General features: G+C 62.6%; 9 protein-coding genes and 1 pseudogene. 4 read left to right on the forward strand and 6 right to left on the reverse strand.

Annotated features, from left to right (window positions below):
• From IRZ31_RS06505 to IRZ31_RS06520, 4 genes and pseudogenes are all read right to left on the reverse strand, one after another.
• Positions 1 to 545 (reverse strand): annotated as a pseudogene (locus tag IRZ31_RS06505) (hypothetical protein); the annotation flags it as partial.
• Positions 546 to 602: 57 nt separating this feature from the next.
• Complete coding sequence (locus IRZ31_RS06510) at positions 603 to 1,583, reverse strand: hypothetical protein (protein ID WP_297151263.1); 981 nt, start codon at positions 1,581 to 1,583, stop codon at positions 603 to 605.
• A gap of 226 nt (positions 1,584 to 1,809) precedes the next feature.
• Complete coding sequence (locus tag IRZ31_RS06515; RefSeq protein WP_297151266.1) at positions 1,810 to 4,269, reverse strand: transglutaminase domain-containing protein; 2,460 nt, start codon at positions 4,267 to 4,269, stop codon at positions 1,810 to 1,812.
• 352 nt (positions 4,270 to 4,621) lie between these two features.
• Positions 4,622 to 5,986: an MFS transporter gene (locus tag IRZ31_RS06520; protein ID WP_297151270.1), complete on the reverse strand. Its 1,365-nt coding sequence runs from the start codon at positions 5,984 to 5,986 to the stop codon at positions 4,622 to 4,624.
• 235 nt (positions 5,987 to 6,221) lie between these two features.
• On the opposite strand from IRZ31_RS06520, the gene IRZ31_RS06525 reads away from it, so the two are divergent.
• On the forward strand, positions 6,222 to 6,533 hold the full coding sequence (locus tag IRZ31_RS06525; RefSeq protein ID WP_297151273.1) for a GlsB/YeaQ/YmgE family stress response membrane protein: 312 nt from the start codon (positions 6,222 to 6,224) through the stop codon (positions 6,531 to 6,533).
• A 295-nt stretch (positions 6,534 to 6,828) separates the two neighbouring features.
• On the opposite strand, the gene IRZ31_RS06530 is transcribed toward IRZ31_RS06525, so the two are convergent.
• Positions 6,829 to 7,368, reverse strand: coding sequence for an adenine phosphoribosyltransferase (locus IRZ31_RS06530; protein ID WP_052890092.1), 540 nt, complete (start codon positions 7,366 to 7,368; stop codon positions 6,829 to 6,831).
• 401 nt (positions 7,369 to 7,769) lie between these two features.
• The gene (gene mscL / locus IRZ31_RS06535) at positions 7,770 to 8,246 is read right to left on the reverse strand and encodes a large conductance mechanosensitive channel protein MscL (RefSeq protein WP_297151279.1); all 477 of its coding nucleotides are present in this window, start codon (positions 8,244 to 8,246) and stop codon (positions 7,770 to 7,772) included.
• Between the two features lie 352 nt (positions 8,247 to 8,598).
• On the opposite strand from mscL, the gene IRZ31_RS06540 reads away from it, so the two are divergent.
• The 3 genes from IRZ31_RS06540 to IRZ31_RS06550 all read left to right on the forward strand — a co-directional run bounded on the left by IRZ31_RS06540 (position 8,599) and on the right by IRZ31_RS06550 (position 17,139).
• Positions 8,599 to 10,050, forward strand: coding sequence for a hypothetical protein (locus IRZ31_RS06540; protein ID WP_297151282.1), 1,452 nt, complete (start codon positions 8,599 to 8,601; stop codon positions 10,048 to 10,050).
• 245 nt (positions 10,051 to 10,295) lie between these two features.
• On the forward strand, positions 10,296 to 13,139 hold the full coding sequence (locus IRZ31_RS06545; protein ID WP_297151285.1) for a DUF4012 domain-containing protein: 2,844 nt from the start codon (positions 10,296 to 10,298) through the stop codon (positions 13,137 to 13,139).
• Positions 13,140 to 13,452: 313 nt separating this feature from the next.
• A complete protein-coding gene (locus IRZ31_RS06550; protein WP_297151288.1) occupies positions 13,453 to 17,139 on the forward strand; it encodes an AAA family ATPase in 3,687 nt (1,228 codons plus the stop codon).
• Positions 17,140 to 17,708: the final 569 nt, after the last annotated feature.

The raw sequence follows: 17,708 nt of genomic DNA on the forward strand, positions 1-17,708 counted from the left end.
GGTGTTGGGGTAGTGGTGGGGGTAGGTGACGGTGCTGGTGTAGGTGTTGGCGTCGGTAGAGGCGTGGGAGAAGGCTCGGGCGTAGGCGTAGGTGTTGGGGTAAGCGTGGGCGCCGGTGTCGGCGAGGGCTGCGGTTGCGGTGAGGGCGATGGGGAGGGCTGGGGCCGTGGCCTGGGATGCGGCTGCGGGCGTACCGTCGGCGTGACCACAGGCAGGGCCGTTGGTCCCGGCTGCGGCATGGTCAGAGGACTACCGCAGGGCGGGAAGGGTGGAAAACTCAGGCTGCTTCCTGACTGAGAGGGACCACCCTGGCTCGGCGGCGTCACACTAGGCGGTAGAGGAACCGTCATGGTGCTTTCGGCAATGTGCCCCTGCGTTTGGGCCGCCAGTGCTCCCTCTGATTGAGAGGAGACAGGCCGACTTTGCTGGCTGCCCAGCCAGAGCGGCAGGCCGCAGCTCAGTAGCGCCACTAGTGCCAACAGAGTGAGCAGCAGAAAGCGCAAAGCACAGCCGCGGTTCCACAGCGCCATTACCGTATCCAGCATGCTGATGCCTGCTCCTCTCCTCGCCTCTTCTCCACCGCTCACTGCCCGCCTGCCAGGCTAGCGTGTCACCGGCTCGCTGCCGACGCGGCGCTCTCGCTGGCTGGCCTCATGATTGGGGCTGGTCTCTTCCTCGCCCTGCTCCTCCAACTCGACGCTCATCAACGTCGAGAGCTGGCGCTCCTGCTGAAAGCGCCACAGCAGCTTCTCCAGACAAAGCACGCATTCCAGGGGGCGGCGCATCGTGAACAGCTCGCGACGCCGCCAGTGATCTGCCAGGAAGGCCACCCCATTGCGCTGGCGGATCACCTGCAGCAAATGGTCGTAGCCAAGCAGAATCTGGCAGCGGCGCCCCAGGTAGATCAGACGGCGATCGGTCAGAATGAGCAGACCGTGGTCGCGTACGGCCTCCTCCGGGGGAGCGAAGGGCCGGAGCTGCTCATTGCAGAGTGTTGCCTGGCAGCAATAGTAAGCGCGCTCGCCGAAGGCCAGGCGAACGGGGACCTGGACAGGTGGTAGCGGGTCCTTCAATGGGGAACGCCGTCCGTGTTGTCGGGAGAGCGTGATCTCCTGGCGGCGCTCACGCTCCTCCTGAAGGCGAGCCTGGCGGCGCTGCAGCAGCTCCCGGCGAGCCATCTGCCAGCCTGTCGGCGCCAGCGCGCGCATCAGGGCTGTCGGCGTTTCTCTTTCGGTCGCAGGGGCAGCCGTCTCTGCCGGGTCAGCGCTGGTTCTCTCGGACTCGATGGGCGCTGGCTCAGGCTCATGGCCAGAGGTCGCCAGCAAGCGCGCCTGCGGACAGGTGCGCAGCAGATAATCAACCATCTTACGCACATCCTCCACCGCCGCAATCCCGCGCAGAATCACGCGCTGCTGGCCAAAGGTCAACTCCAGACGGGCCGAGGGTAGGCCCAGCAGAGAGCGATAGATCGGGCGGATCTGCGTCAGGTGGCGCAGCTCGTAGACGGCCCCGTGAACCCGCAGATGATCAGGGTAGAGCTGGAAGAGTCGGCCCCAACCACACGTTCCTTCCACAATTGGCAAAGACAGAGACTGCTCTGCCCACTCGGCGGCGTCGACCTGGTTTCTGCCTCGCTCAGACCTCTTCTCCACGTCCACTTCCACTTCCTCATCCACCGTTCTCTTTGCTGCTGCTTTCAAAACACTTTCTGTCTAAGAGAACGTTTCATACGATCTTTGGTAACACGCGGCGGTAACTTCATATCTCACGATCATTTGGTGGCAGGCAGGAGGGGAAAGAAGGCTGGCCTCAGCTGAAGCGGCGCAGCCAGAGGCGCCAGAGACTGCGGCGCAGAGGCGGCCAGAGGCGTTCCAGCTCGGAGCTGTCGGAAGTGCCGGGTAGCTCGTAGGGAGGGGCCCAGCGCTCGCGCACAAATAGCTCGGTCAATTGACGCAGCGGCAAGGTGGCCTCCGGCATCACGCGGCTCAACCCTGCGCTGTACTCGTATGGCGTCTGCCAGGAGCGTGGTCGGAAGCCGGCCAGGCTCGCCAGGCGGCATAAGCGCCAGAAGAGCCGCGCCACCGGACTCAACTGGCGATCGCGCTGGCGCCTTCCGATGCTCACCCCGATGGCCAGCACCAGCAGCAGACCCAGGCCCGTTGAGGCCAGCAGCGTCGGCAGCAGCCAGGGAGATGACAACGCGCGCTGGAGTGGGTCGCGGGGAGTCTCAGCGCGGCGGTCGGACGCTGAGGGGGCGAGAGAGCCTTCCTGGCTGGGCTGGCTGCCTGCTGTGGCAGTGGAGCCATTGGAGACCGAGGGCGAAGATGAAGGGGCTGGTGTTCCCGAGAAGGCCGGCCCGAGAGTGAAGCCGGGAGTTGGATCAAAATCGATCCAGCCCTGGCCAGGGAAATAGATCTGAACCCAGCTATGGGCGTCGCTGCCATTGACCACCCACACCTGGCGCCCGGCATCGAAGTGGCCCTGGCTAAAGCCCACTACAATGCGTGCCGGCATGCCCAACAAGCGGGCCATCACCGTCATGGCGCTTGCATAGTAGGTACAATAGCCAGTGCGCGTCTGCAGTAGCCAGCTCACCACATCGGTGTCCGCGGGGATCGGCGGATTGTTGATCGAATAGCTAAACTGGCGCGGATCGCTCAGATGACTCTCCAGCATCTGCATAGCCTCAAAGGCGTTGCTCGTGCCACGTGTCCACTCCAGCGCCGTCTGCATCAATTTGTGGGGCAGGCTGGCCGGCAACTGCAGATAGTCGCGCTCCAGAACAGGCAGGGCTGGATCGCTTTGCCAGAAGCGTGGGTTCGCTGAGAGCAAAGGGATGCGGGCCAGCGCGGCTGCGTCGATCTTTGGCGCTCGCGCCAGCACCGTATAGCGCTCACCGGAACGCAGCGGCTCCTGCTGAGCCCAGGCGCTGACCAGGCCATCGCCGTAGGTCATAGACGGGACGCTGAAGCGGGCCGGCTGAGGTGGGGCGAACAGATAGTTGTGCTTACTCTGAGGAGCCTGGAGCAGGTGGACCTGCGCGCTGACCTCTCGATAATGGCCAGAGGCCGTATCGGGGGGGAGCGGCTGCCCCGCCGCAAAGCGAGTGACCGCAGTCTGCGTCGTCGACGTCCAGCTATGGCCATCGAACTGGTTATAGGTCACAGCTTCCAGATAGGCCGGGGCCGCACTACCGCTATATTCCAGCACGCTCCCCGCTGGCAGAGAGACCGAACCGCTGACCGTCAGACGATCGCCGAAGAAAACCGTCGTGTCCAGCAAGGGTGTCTGTGCCGAGGGGCCTGAGCCAGTCAGGCGTTGATGCAGCAGGGTGCCTGCGAGCGTGTTCAGCTCCTCCCAGAAACGGCTTCCCCAGCTGGGTTGCATCAGCGGAGGAAGAAGCAGCGCAGGCAGCAGGGAGAGCAGCATGAGCAGAGAGGTCAGCGCCAGATTGCGCCCAAGCAGAGAGCGTAACCAGGAACGATCGGCGGAGAGGCCCAGGCTATGCCAGTCGTCGAGCAGCGTCGCCAGGTGGAGGCGGCCAATCAGCAACAGGAGCGCGCCGAGCATGACCGGCAGCAGCAGGGGCGAAGCCTGGCGGCTGTACTGGAGATTGACCAGCATAATCGAGCAGTAGGTCAATGCCACCAACCAGGGCAGGCGTGCGCGATAGGTTAGCCAGCTTCCCAGATAGCCTAAAAAGAAGCTGAGGAAACAGAGGTAAAGCAGAAAAATATGCTCGCTGGAGACCACTGCCAGGCCAGGGCCAGCGCCGCTGCTCACCATCGCCTGCAGATCAGAGAGCAGCATTGTCCAGGAGATGTGCAGGGCAGCGCCCGCCGTCAGAGCAAAAGCCACCCAGTAGCCGAAGAAGAAGGCCGAAAGATGGAGCAGTGGCTGGGACAATGAACGGCTCTTCGCCACGAGGAAGCCGACCAGCAGGCCCAAAGGGGCGCTCCACAGAAGAATCCAGGTTCCGGTCACCCAATTGGCCGAGATGATTGCCGCCATCAGAGCTGAGAGCGCGACCGCCACCAGTCCCAGTGGCAGCCAGCCCTCCGCTGGCACCAGGGCGAGCCTGGAGGAGCGAGCTGGCACTGGCAAAGGCGTGAGAAGGGCAACCTGCCCGGCGACCGTGGGCGCCTCCGCCAGCGCTGGACGGGAGCCATTGACCTCGGCCCCCCTCCTCGCCTCTATCCCCGTTCCCTGATGCTCACTCTGGCGAGTGGTCTCTACAGCTGGAGAAGAAGTGGCCTGACCTGGTTTCATCAGAAGTGGCTCCTGTCCCAACGATCGCTATCCCGGCTCGATCAGCAATGGCTGCGATAGCTGCCGATGGCATAAGCCTGCTTCCCCCAAAAGACCTTATGCCTCTCTGCTACCCTCTACCCGAGTCAGAGGAAAGAGAGCGCATTGCTCATGCAAGCAGCAAGGGATGAGAAAGGTACCTGCATGCTGCAGGCTCCATTCCTTCGATTAACCTCTCATAATGATACCCCAAAATTGGCGTTCCTGTCATCGTTAGCCGCAGTACAGCAGGAAGAAACTCTCTCCTGGCCACACCTGGTCTCACTGCGCCGGTGTCTCCCCCGTCTGGGTGGCCTTCACTACACATCGCAGCTCATCTCGGCTCAGGTGCGCCCACAGGCCGGCCTCCAAAGGCCGCCAGTAGCAGACTGGCGGCGATCACCAGGCAAACAGCGGCGAAGAGGAAGGCGGCGGAGAGATTCACATAGGTCTGGAGCCAGCCGGCCACCGTTGGCCCCAGGCTATAGCCAATACTCCAGGTCATCGAATAGAAGCCGCTCAGCCTTCCGCGATAGCGCTCAGAAACCTGCTCCATCGCAAAGGCCGTATAGACCGGCTCGATCAGCAGGCGCAGAAAGGAGCGGGTGTACTCGCCGAGCACGGCGACTAACAAGATTGGCGAATAGCCGATCAGTAACATCAATGGAGCGCTGGTATACATCACCGTAGTGATGATCTTGATCTTACGCCAGCGGTGCACAAAGAGCGGGGCCGTGAGCGAAAAGAGGCCGCCGGCCAGACCAGAGATGGTGAAAATCAGCCCGAGTGCTCCTGGCAGCAAGGAGAAGCGCAGCACAAAGAAGAGCTGGATCAGGGCAATGACCGCCCCCTCGCCCATATTGAAAATCAGATCGGGCACCAGGAGCTGAGCAAAGACTGTCAGAGGGAAACGCTCTCTGGTCTCGCCAGTGGAGGGCCTGCTGGGGGCCTGCAGTGCGGTGGTCGTTGGGGCCGTTCCGGCGCGGGAAGCCCGCGGAGGGGCAGAGTGCAGCCACCAGAGGGGTAGCCCGAAGAGCAGACTCACCAGCGAAGCGCTCAGCACACCCCAGCGCAGAGCCAGAGCGCTATTAGCGCTCACCTGCAACAGGCGGGCCACCAGCTCGGGAATAGCCCCGCCGAGCAGATTGCCCAAAGACCCTACGCCCAACAGCACAAAGCTATTGAGGGCCAGCACGCCCACTCGCCGCTCCTCACTGGTCTTCTCAATCAGCAGAGGAACGTTTGTCACCCAATAAGCCGTCGAAGCTATCCCCTGGAGGAAGGCAGCCAGCAGCAACAGCGGGGCCGCCGAGGTCAGGCCGATCATGGCCAGAAAGAAAGGCATCGATAAAGCCGAGGCCAGCAGCACCGGCTTGTAGCCCAGCCGATCGGCCAGCATGCCAACGGGGACCGCACTGATCAGTGAGCCAATGGCGGGCAGCGCGCTCAGCAGCCCGATAAAGTCCGGCTGATAGCCCAGACTATGGGCATAGTAATTGATATCAAGCGTCCCAATTGTCAGCTGGAAACCCTTACCAAGGGTATAGAACAGCAGCAGATAGACATCGCGAGGAAGCTGCAACCAGCTCAAGAGGTTCTGTCTGCTGCCGCGGTCCCCTTGGGGGTTTCCCGGCGGCCCGTCTCCCAGCCTATCGGTAGAGCGAGCAGCGTTCTGAGAGAGATCGGGCCTGGAAGACATTGTCTGCGACTCCTGTCGTCCTCATACGTAGAGCGAAGTGGAGAAAAGCGAAGGAAAGAGCCATGCCTTCGTAGGGTATCATATCCGCCAGAGGCGTGGCAACCGTTGCCCGGGCTGGTGAGTTGCACCAGCCGGCGGGGCGGGCAGGCTGCGCGTTCTTGGCGGTCGTGCTTCCGCCCCGGCCTCCGGCGCCGGGCAGCGCAAAACATCAGCAGAAGGAGAGAAAGAGCCTTTCATGATGGATGGAATTAGCTTTCACCCGGGCCTGGGTCACATCCACCTCTATCCGGGCGAGCTACTCGCCTGGCTGTTGGTCGGACTGATAGCGGGTTTCCTGGCGGCAAAGCTGGTGCGTGGGCACGGATTGGGGTGTCTGCTCGACATCTGCGTCGGGCTGGTAGGGGCCGTCATCGGCGGCTTTCTGATGAGCTTGCTGGGCATCAACGAAACGTTTCACTTTCTCGGAACGACGCTAGTTGCCTTTCTTGGGGCCTTGCTCCTCTTGCTCCTCGTTGAACTCATCGCCGGAGGGAGACGCTCCATCTAACTAACAGTGCAACGCGGCGAGCGCAGTCACTGGCGATTGAGGATGCTCAGCCAGCCAGGCAGACAGACAGACAGACAAGTAGGCGGGTAGATAGAGACAAAGTGCGTGAGGGAAGTTGTCGCTCCACTGCGGTGCGGGAGCAGAGAGACCACTGGCAAGCGCCCTGGCTTCCCACGCGTCCGGCGATCTTGAAGCATGGCGGAGGGAGAGAAGAACGAACGTGGCGCCTCTGGCCTGCTCGTCTGCCGGTCTTGGGTACTCCTCTCCGCTCCAGCCCGGCTGGCTCGCCGCCCTATTAATACTTAATCAGAGCGAAGACATCGTAGCCCTTGAGGCGCTCGCGGCCTTTCAGATAGGTCAGCTCGACCAGGAAAGCAATGCCAGCGATATGGCCGCCCAGCTTCTCGACCAGCTCCATCGCCGCCGAGACGGTGCCACCGGTGGCCAGCAGGTCATCGACGATCAGCACCCGCTCGCCTGGTTTAATGGCGTCGGTATGCATCTCTACAATATTGGTGCCATACTCCAGAGCGTACTCCACGCTGACCGTCTTCGCTGGCAGCTTCCCAAACTTGCGCACTGGGACGAAGCCACAGCCGAGCAAGTAGGCCAGGGGAGCAGCGAAAATAAAGCCTCGGGATTCGACGCCAACGACAGTCTGAATGCCCGCACCGGAGTAATGGGCTGCCAGGCGATCAATGGCGGCGCGGAAAGCCTCGGGATTTTGCAGAAGGGGCGTGATATCGCGAAAGAGAACGCCCTTCTGGGGGAAATCGGGAATATCTCTAATCCAGTCTTCCAGCCGTAGTGGCCCCGACGCAGATGACGATGACATCCTAAGCGCTCCGTTTCCTTCCTCAACAAAGAACTAAGTCAGGCCGCCTCTCCAGGGGCTTGTGGGTCTAGCGAATCCACGACCGGCCTAGCACAGAAGTGACCAGGCCACGCCAGTCCTCCGTGCGCCGTGCGAAAAGAGAGCAGAGCAGATTGGGCTGCTCTCGGTCAGGCCGTGGCTGAGCCACCATTGGCTCAGGCGTGCGGCTCTGGCTCTGCCCTGCCTTTGACCTGGCGTTCACCTGATCACACGCTTTGCATTGCCCTCGGATTCCGTAGATTAGTATAGCACGAATCTCCTGCCAGGCGAGGGAGGAGACAGAAAATACCCCCTCTCAACCAGAGCAAAGGAAGATCCGGCTCAGACACTGGCTCGTTGGCCAGGTGAGCAAGAAAAGAGCATCAAGCGCCAGCCACCGGAGCCGAAGAAGGCTCGCTTTGGGCCAGGTCCGCGGTGCAGTAAGCACAGCGGCGGGCTCCCGCTGGAATGCTGCTCAAACAATAGGGGCACTCGCGCGTGGCGCTCTCCTCCGGCACGCCCTTCTTATGGTGAGCCATCAGCTTGCTGACTGGCAAAACAATCAGGAAATAGAGCACCGCCGCCACAATAAGGAAGCTGACAGCGCTATTGATGACCGTACCGAAAGCGAAGCGGCCCGCGTTCAGGCGCGAAAAATCGAAACCGCCGAAGAGGCCGATCAGGGGAGTAATCAGTCCGCTAACGATGGCGTTGACCAAGTTGGTGAAAGCGGCGCCGATGACGATACCAACGGCCAGATCAACCACGTTGCCGCGCAAGATAAAAGCTTTGAAACCGCCCAAAGTTGCTCTCGCCTCTCTCCCCACTTTGCTGAACGTCTCGTTCTGAAGCATAGACATCGTGTCTTACCCTCCAATCTGAGCATGCGCGCTCTACCGCATCTGTGACACTGTCAGCGCCAGCGCTCGCTGCTGGTGAGGCAGGAGACAGGTGGGCTGCCTGGTCTGGGCGAATGCGCCCCACGAACAGCTTACCATATTTTCTGGCGGAGCTGAACGGGGTGAGGCGGCGGCTCTTGAAGAGCACCAGCTGCCCGCCTCGGCGGCTCCAAGTTCCAAAGAAGAGCTTGTCAGGGCCGGGACCAGTCAGGAAGCCTGTGCTGGTCAACCTGGCTGAAGAGATGGGCTGGAAATAGCCTGTTTGTAGCGTATAATCTAAACTGGGAGAGGTTAGTTTGAGCAGAAGGCTACTATGGAGCACGATCAGTCAGGGACGTTGAATCCGTCAATCCTTGGGGAGCAGGCAGCGATGCGTCCTCCACGTGCACCTGTGGGGGCGCCGGCCTCGGCAGAGCGAGGAGCGGCCTCAGAGCAGGCGCTCCCGCGTCAAGGGATCATGCATGTACGCATTCGGCACTTTTACTGTACGCTGGAGGAAATAGCCAATCCCTCGCTGCGTGGCCTGCCGTTCGTCGTAGGCACCGGTACGGGACGCCCGAACGAGCCAGGCCGGGTCATCGATGCCTCCCCTGCCGCGGTGCGCCTGGGCATCGTTCCTGGCATGCCCTTGCGTCGGGCCTACCGTCTTGCCCCGCGTACGCTCTTCCTGCCAGCCTCCTACGATCGCTATCAACCGGTGCTGCAGCGCTTGCGTGAGTACTATCGCGCCTGTTCGCACATCGTCGAGTCTGTGCCCCTGGCTGATGCCTTTATCGACCTGAGCGGCAGCCCACAGCCCGTTACCTCGCCGATTCGCCTGGCGCAGCAGCTCAGCAGCGACATCGCTGCTCTTGGCCTGACCGCCCTGATCGGCATCGCCAACGGCAAAACCGTCGCCGAGCTAGCCGCGCTCATGAGTCGCAAGGATGGGCGCCAGGGTATCCTCTATATCCCGCCGGGTCGCGAGGCCTCCTTCGTCCAGTCGCTGCCCCTCTCACTGCTGCTGCAGCTGCATGGCAGCGAGCCTGGTGTCCTGGGCGGGCGCGAGGGCGAGAGCGAAGGAAGCGGCCTGCGTTCGGCGGCTGCCGAGCTGGAGAGCCGGGCCGAGCGCTTTGATCTTGAAGAGCTGGCCGAGCTAGTCGCTCATCTGCGTGACTTCGGCATCACGACCTTTGCGCAGGTGGCCCCTCTTGCTCCCGAGGGATTGGAGCGGCGCCTGGGCCGTCTCGGGCGCTGGCTCCATCAGCTAGCTCAGGGTGAGGACTACAGCCTGGTGATCCCCGATGCGCCGCCGCTGAGCCAGAATGCGCGCATTCGCTTCCAGCATGCCGCAGACGCCGACGAAACCTGCGCGGCGATCCACAAGCTGGGCAGCTATCTGGCCGGACGTCTGCGTGAGCAGCGCCTCAAGGGGCGGGTAGTAGCCTTGCTTCTCTGGCCGTCCCGCCCGCGCCGCGATACCCGCCGCTTGCTGTTGGACGAACAAGGCGAGGAGGCCGTGCTGCGCGAGGGCGAGGAGGCCATTGGCGGACAGATCACGCTGGAGCGCCATACCGATGAGGCTGATATTCTGATCCATCATTTGCTGATGCTCTTCGCCCATTACCATCGCTCCGGCACACGCTACCTGCAGGTACTTGCGCGTGTCGGCGACATCATCACTGCTGCCACTCCTTACTACCCACCCGCCGCCCGTGCCCGCGGCAGGCCAACGCGGCGCCTGGATCTGAGCACACGCCGACTCAATGGCGAGCGTCAGGTTTGACCCGAGGCCCTGCTCGGAATGTGGCGACTCAGCCCCAGTGCGCTGGGCAGCTTCCCCGGCAGAACAGGACCCCAGATTGAAAAAGCAACAATGCCTGTTCACCATACGTTATACTCAGGGAGAGAGGGGACTCTCTTACCCTTCTGATCAAGCTGTCAAAAAAGCATCACCGGTACATGATAATAGATTTTGTGTATATTGATATCAAGCTGCCCGGGGTTCTTCTGAGGTAATCCATGTCTGATATGCTTATAAATAGTAACCACCCAAAGCGTGAGGAAGCAGCGGATCAACGCGACCCGCAAGAGGAGCCAGCCCTGACCAGCCCCGTTCCGTCCGAGGAAGCAGCGAAAGGAGAAGGCGCGCAGGTAGAGGCGACGGCGAGCAGCCTGGCGGACGAAGACACGGTCAAGCTTCAAAGCATGGCCGCGGCCCGGGCCGTGGAGCAGCGTGCCAGCGATGAGGCGCGGGCCGCCATCGAGCGCGCAGCGGCAGCCTGGTCCTCTCTGTTGCGTGCTGGACCGGCGCCGGTGACTTTCCCCACGGCGGCCCCGGACCCTGCTGACAAGCCGGGGCCAGAGCCGATGGCCCCAGAGAGCAGGCCCGAAGAGCCTGCCGAGGAGGGGCGCAAGGCTGCCTTCAGCGAAGCCGAGACCCTGCCTTTGGCCAGCGCCCCCGCAACAGTGACCGCTGCGACCTCCCCCCTGGCCGAAGCCGAAACGTTGCCCCTGGCTACTGCAGGTGTGGCTATCCGGCAAGGTGAGCAGCAAGCCGCACCGCCGGTAGCCCAGGCGCCTGCTCCCCATGTTCAGCAGCCGACGGAGCGCAAACAGAAGAGCGCGGCCCGGGAGGAAGTGAGGACACGACGCCGCTCCGCTCGTGGTCTGCGTCCTCCTCAGTGGCCAGGACGCCTCTGGAAGCAGGCGCGTTATGGTACAGGGCGGCAACGCCTCAAGGCGCTGGTGCTTCTCGCTATCCTCTTGCTGGGCATCGGCCTGCCCATTGTCAGCGGGCTGGTCGTAGGATTGCAGGCCTATCTGACCTATAGCACCCTGCGCGGGCAGGCCTCCGCCGGCGTTGAGCACCTGCTCGCCCTCAAAACTATTTTCAACGGCGCCAAAGCCCACCCCTCCAGCCTCTTCGAGGCAGACAAGTTGAACCAGGCTGCCCAGGAGCTACAGCAGGCTCAACAATCGTTCGCCGAGGCGCGAGACACTATTGACCACTCTGCTCTCATCCATACCGTTCTTGCCTTCCTACCGCAATATCGGCTACAGGTCAGCTCGGCGCGGGCCGCGACCCAGATCGGCGTTGACGTCAGCGCCATTGGCCTCAAGCTCATCCCAGTGGCCAAGAGCCTGGCCCCGCACTTCCAGGGGCCCCTCCTCAGCAATTCGAGCAAGCCGCTGGTCACTCAAGATATGCTCAGCCTGTTGGGTGCAACGATCGACAATATCATGCCCTCGTTGCGGGACATCGAGACACAGAGTCAGAATCTCTCGCTGGCGGCCTTGCCCCTCAGCAGTAGCCAGCGGCAGCAGGTGCAGCAGGTACTGCAGATACTCCCTGTGCTCCAGCAGAGCCTGAGCCAGGCGCGCCAGCTCCTGGACGCTGCAGGCTGGTTGTTGGGAGTGGACAAACCGCGCACCTATCTGGTACAGACGATGGACCGCTCGGAGCTGCGGCCATCTGGCGGCTTCACCGGTCAGTATGGCGAGCTGACCGTTAATGCGGGCCGAATCGCACCTTTCTCGCTCAAAGACATCTCTTTTGTCGAATACACCGCCAGCAGCCCAACGCTGGGCCAGCTTGCCCCCGAACCATATCGCTCCTGGTGGCCCTTCGCCAACTGGGGGTTGCGCGACTCCAACCTCTCGGCGGACTTCCCCACCACCGGGCAGCTGGCCATCCAGGCTTACCAGCGTGAGACAGGGCGGCACGTTGACGGCATCATCAGCTTAACGCCCTTCTTCATCGAGCATGTCTTGCAGGTCATTGGTCCCATTACTGTGCCGGGCTACAATGAGACCATCACGGCCCTCAATCTCGAAGATCGTCTCCACTTCTACCAGCTCGACAGCGAGGGCGTGCGCAAGCAGCAGATCGTCCAGCATGTTGACGATTCCAGTCAGGCCCGCAAGCTCTTCACCTCGCGTCTGGCCCAGACCCTGCTGGATCGTGTCCGTCATGCTCCTCCTGACGAGATCCTGGCCATTGCTCATGAGGCCCTTTACGATCTCAAAACCAAAGACATCGAGATCTATGTCACCGATCCACGTGTCGAGCAGCTGCTCATCCAGTACGGCTATGGGGCCCAGATGGACCGCTCGACCAGTCACGACGGCCTCTATATTGTGCAGGCCAACCTCAACGCGACCAAGGCCTCGCAGTATGTGCGGACGCTCATTCACGATGTCGTCACGCTGGACGCCAACGGCGGAGCCACCCACTATCTCCAGCTCCGTCTGGCCTATACCGATACCGGGCCGGTGTACGGCTACGATACCTATCGCGACTACGTACGCATCTATGTCCCACCGAACAGCAAGTTCTTGAGCGGCGACGGCTTTGACAGCGGGACCCCTCTCTGTGGGGGGCCGCTGCCAGCCTGCAATGCGACCGTGGTCTATCCGCACGACGAGCTGATGTGTCCGCCGGGGCAATATCAACCGGGGGCGGCCTCGCCGACCCTGAGCGACGAGAACCCGGGCGACTGGCATCCGCTGGACAGCGTTGGGCCACCGACCAATACCGTCAGCGATGTGCCGGGGCGGGCCATGTTCGGCGGCTGGGTAGTGGTGCCCAAGAACTGCACCATGACCGTCACCCTCTCCTGGTATGTGCCTCCCCTCAACAAGGGTCACTATGCCCTGCTGGTCCAGCGCCAGGCGGGCACCTACCCGGAGCTGGATGTCACCATTCTGCCGCCTGACCCCTGCAGTCAGCTCAATCTTGCCGGGACCCATGTGGATACCCTCCTGAGCAGCGACCTGCTCATCACGCCGCGCAGCCTGTCCACTGGCGGCAGCCAGGGCCACGGACAAGCGGCGAGCACGCAGAGCAGCTGCTACCCGCGCGTCGGCGTTTAGCCGCTCGCTGCCCAGCCCGCTCTTGAGGCTTACTCACCGGCATGGCGAACGCTGTCCTAACCACGACTGAGGCCGGTCTGCCGGTGAGTAAGCCTTGATCACCGTAACGTCTCTAAAATGCTGAAAAGCTTGACCAATCATGCAGTATGTAGTATCCTCGTTCTACAGATGCGGCAGAGTCCCTGTATTTGTGTGGTGAGAAGACGAAGAAAGCTACTGTTGCCAGCGACTCATGCTTGGGATATACTGCTCTTGCAGTAGGTTGTATTCTCAGGGCTAGCTCATCTGGGAAGATAGTAGAAGAGAAGAACTCATGGAACTGCCGGCGCTCTTGAGTATCATACGCACTGAAAGCGTCTATCGTTTCCGGCTTGACCTGCCTGAGTATTCTGCCAGGGAAGGTAGCAAGGAAGGGCGCGACTATGTCACGGAGATCACCCCTGAGCTGAAAGAGCGGCTCAGGCGCAGTTTGCAGGCCGTGACTCAATACATGCAGACGCAGGCTCTGGCCGAGAGCAAGCGCCAGACAATGAAGCTGGGCGCGGTTAACGATTCGGTACAGGCTCTGGGGCGCTTTCTCTTTGAGCAGCTGCTACCGTTGCCGCTGCAGGAGGCGCTGCGGCACCTTGATCTCCCCCTCGTGCTTGACACCAACACTCCCGAGATCCCCTGGGAGCTATGCTTTGATGGGAGCATCCGCCCAAGCTCCTTTCTCTGTCAGCGGCTGAGCGTGAGCCGCTTGGCGGGCGAGGCGCGGCAAGAGCGCCTGGCGCCGCTGACGGAGCGGATGCAGCGCAAGATGGGAAGGCGCGACCAGGCGGGTCTCTCCGTCCTCTTCCTCGTCAATCCGACGGGTGAGCGCAGTGCGGCAGAAGAAGAGGTGGCTGCGCTGTGCACTGCCCTGCCCGAATCGATTGGGCGCACGATTCTCTATCGTCAGCAGGCTAATCAGCTGGACATGCGCATGCGCATCAGCAGCGAGCCACCGCAGATCATTCACTATGCCGGGGCGGGGCCGTTGCAGGTGGCAGGCGAGCCGGCGCTGGCCCTGGCGGGCAGCTCGCGTCTCGATGGCGAGGCGGCGGCCCAGCTCTTTCAACTCTTGCCGCGGCGTCCCCTGATCTTTGTCAGTCACTACGACAGCGAGCGCTCAGGAGGGCGTGGGGGTAGCGGACTGCCCGCGCCAATGATGGGAGCGGGGCCAGCCAGCCAGCCGGAGCGAGAGGAGCTGCTGCAGCGCCTGGCCCGACGCCTGATCGAAGCCGGAGCGGGGGCGGTCGTGGTCCTGCGCTGGCCGCTGCCGACCGCACGCATTCGGGAGTTCGCCGTCCTGCTCTATCAAGAGTTGAGCGATGGGGTAGCTATTGGCGAGGCGGTCAGGCGCAGTCGCGCCGTGCTGGCCCAGCGTCGGCCTGAGCAGGCGGCCTGGATTCCCTTCCAGCTTTACGGTGACCCGCTGCTGCGTTTGAGCATTGGGCTGCCCGAGCGCAATCCCGCCGACTATGTCGATATCTTTGAAGAGGAGGAAGAGCCACTGATCCCCTCGCTGCCATCTTCGTCGCACGCCCTCGACCGGCGCTTTCTGGAGGAGGTGCTCAGCATTGCTCTGGCGGAGGCGCGGCGTATGCGCAAGGATTATCTGGGGACGCCCCATCTCTTCATCGCCCTTACCAAGCTTGATGGAGGCTGTACCCAGGATGCTCTGCGGAGTCTCAATTTCTCGCCCAAGCAGGTGCGCGATGTCATTCGCAGTGCCCTGGGCAGCGGCAAGGCTACCAGTGACACGCCGATCCTGCCGACGCGGCGCTGCAAGGAGATTCTGCTGACCGCCGAGCGCAATGCCATCAGCGCCGGGGCCACTATGATTGACGAGCGCGCCATTGCGCGCGCCGTACTCAGCGAGGGCGATGGCGTAACTCACAACCTGCTGACTCAGATCGGCATCAATCCCGAGCAACTGATCGAGTTAATCATGGCCAGCGAGGCCCATGCCTTGCTGGAACTGGCCCCCTCTGTGGAGCCGCATCAGCCGCCAGCGGTGGAGATGCCCGCGGGCTTCAGCCTGGCCGAGCCGGCGCCGCGGGCTGGCAACTCGCTTCTGGAGCGTCTGGGCCGCGATCTGACCCGCCAGGCCAGCCTGAAGCAGCTGCCCCCACTCATCGGACGCGAGAAAGAGCTGCGTCTGCTCATGCAGACGATGATGCTCAAGGATCGCAACAATCCGATCCTGATCGGCGATTCGGGAGTGGGGAAGACGACTATCGTCGGGGGCCTGGCCCAGCGCATCGTCGAGGGCCGCGTACCGCCAGAGCTGCGCGGCAAGCGCCTCATCGAGCTGTCGGCCAGCTCGCTAGTGGCTGGCACAAAGTACCGCGGCGAATTCGAGGAGCGGCTGCTCAAGGTGCTGGAAGAGGCCGAGAACAGCGGCAATATCATTCTCTTTATCGATGAGATGCACCTGCTGATCGGCACCGGGCGGGCTGCGGATGGGAGCATCGACGCCGCCGGCATTCTCAAGCCAGCGCTGGCTGGGGGCCGTCTGCGCTGTATCGGGGCTACCACCCCGCAGGAGTACCGCATGATCGAGAAAGACGCGGCGATGGAGCGCCGCCTGCGTCCGATCATCATCGAAGAGCCGTCGCCGGAGGAGGCGCTGCAGGTCCTGCGAGGGATGCGGGAACTCTACGAGCAGCACCACCATGTCAGCATTACCGAGGAAGCCCTCCAGGCCGCGGTCCATCTCTCGGTCCAATATCTGCCCAACTTGCGCCTGCCCGACAAAGCCTGCAGTGTCCTCGATGAAGCTTGCTCGCAGGCCCGAGTCTTCTGGGTAGAGGATGAATCGGTCGAGCAAGACAATCGCGATGAATTGGGCGAGGAGCCGGTGATCACGGCGGCCACCGTGGCCGAAGTAATCTCCGCGCGCACCGGCATTCCCGTCAATGCGCCGGGCCGCGAGGAGCGCGATCGCCTGCTCAACCTGGAGAGTCGGCTGAAGGCGCGCGTCATCGGTCAGGACGAGGCCATTCGGCGCGTGACCCAGGCGATTCAAGTGGCGCGGGCCGGCTTGAAGCCGCGCAATCGTCCCGCGGGGGTCTTTCTCTTCCTGGGGCCGACGGGTGTGGGCAAGACCGAGCTGGCGCGCGCTTTGGCTGCCGAGGTCTTTGGCTCCGATGAATATCTGATCCGTGTGGATATGTCGGAGTACATGGAGAAGCATGCCGTCTCGCGCATGGTCGGCGCGCCGCCAGGCTACATCGGTTACGACCAGGAGGGGCAGCTCACCGGCAAGCTGCGCCGCCGTCCCCACTGCGTGGTCTTGCTGGACGAGGTGGAGAAGGCTCATCCCGAGGTCTTCGATCTCTTCCTGCAGGTCTTCGACGCCGGACGCCTGACCGATGCACAGGGACATACGGTCGACGCTCAGCATGCCATCTGGATTATGACCTCCAACGTAGGCACCGAGATGCTGGGACGCTCCCTACCCAGCGGCTTCCGCGCCGCCAGCAAGACCTCGCTGGAAGAGATGCAGCGCGAGCAGCTGATGGAGCGCCTGCGCCAAACCTTCCGTCCCGAGTTTCTCAGCCGCATCGATGAGGTGGTCATCTTCCACCCCTTGACGCAGGAGCATGCGCGGGCGATTACCCGCCTGCAGATGAATGAGCTGGCTTCGCGCTTGCTGGAGCAGGGATTGACTTTGCAGGCTGATGAGAGCGCCATCGATCTGCTCTGTAAAGAGGGCTTCAGCCGCACCCAGGGGGCCCGTCCTCTGCGTCGGGCCATCGAGCGCTTGCTGACCGTGCCGCTCAGTTTACGCATTTTGATGGGGAACATTCCTAAGCCGGGCGTGGTGCATGTGACGGCGATTGAGGGCCGCCTGGAGATCAGTGTGCGCGAACCGGGCGAGGAGCCGTTACTGGCCCCAACGCCGACGCCCTCCGCCTCGATGTCGGAAGAGATGGCGATCGAGGCCGATGCTACCGCTTACCCTGACCCTTGATCCCAGCCCAGACCGGTCTGATGGCTAGCGCGAGCTGCAGAGAGCGTTCAGAGAAAAGAAAGAAAGAAAGAAAGAGGACACTGATGCAGGAGGCCCGATGATAGCAGGCAACGGGCCGCATCGGGCGCGCTGACCAGCGCAGATGATCACGGCCCGGCCCGTCAAGGTGGGCGTGGTGTGGTGATCGTCTAACGGCTCGGAGCCAGTCGGCTTGGCCTGCAGGGCTGCGCCCGGCTCAACGAGCCAGGGCCGGAACTCTGCGCTGCAGCCTCGCGCAGGGTCAGGCTCAACGGACCCTCTGCTGTGGCACGCAACAGAGCGCAACCGGAGCCTGTCCTGGGCTCCCCGGGCGCCGCGGCGCGGCGCGGCTCAACGGCCTCCGGTTCGGAGCACACGGGCATGCTGGCCTGAAGGCACCCGGCTCAACGAGCGCGCTGGCACCCAGACGATCACCACAGGTGACCCGACACCACTACCTCTAGTTTACTCCCGCCCACTTCATGCCCGCTTTCCTCTCACTGGCGCCCCGGCCTGCTCGCAAGTTCGTTCTTGGACCTGGTTCTCGCACT

This window comes from Thermogemmatispora sp. (assembly GCF_019683635.1).
Taxonomy (GTDB): Bacteria; Chloroflexota; Ktedonobacteria; order Ktedonobacterales; family Ktedonobacteraceae; genus Thermogemmatispora.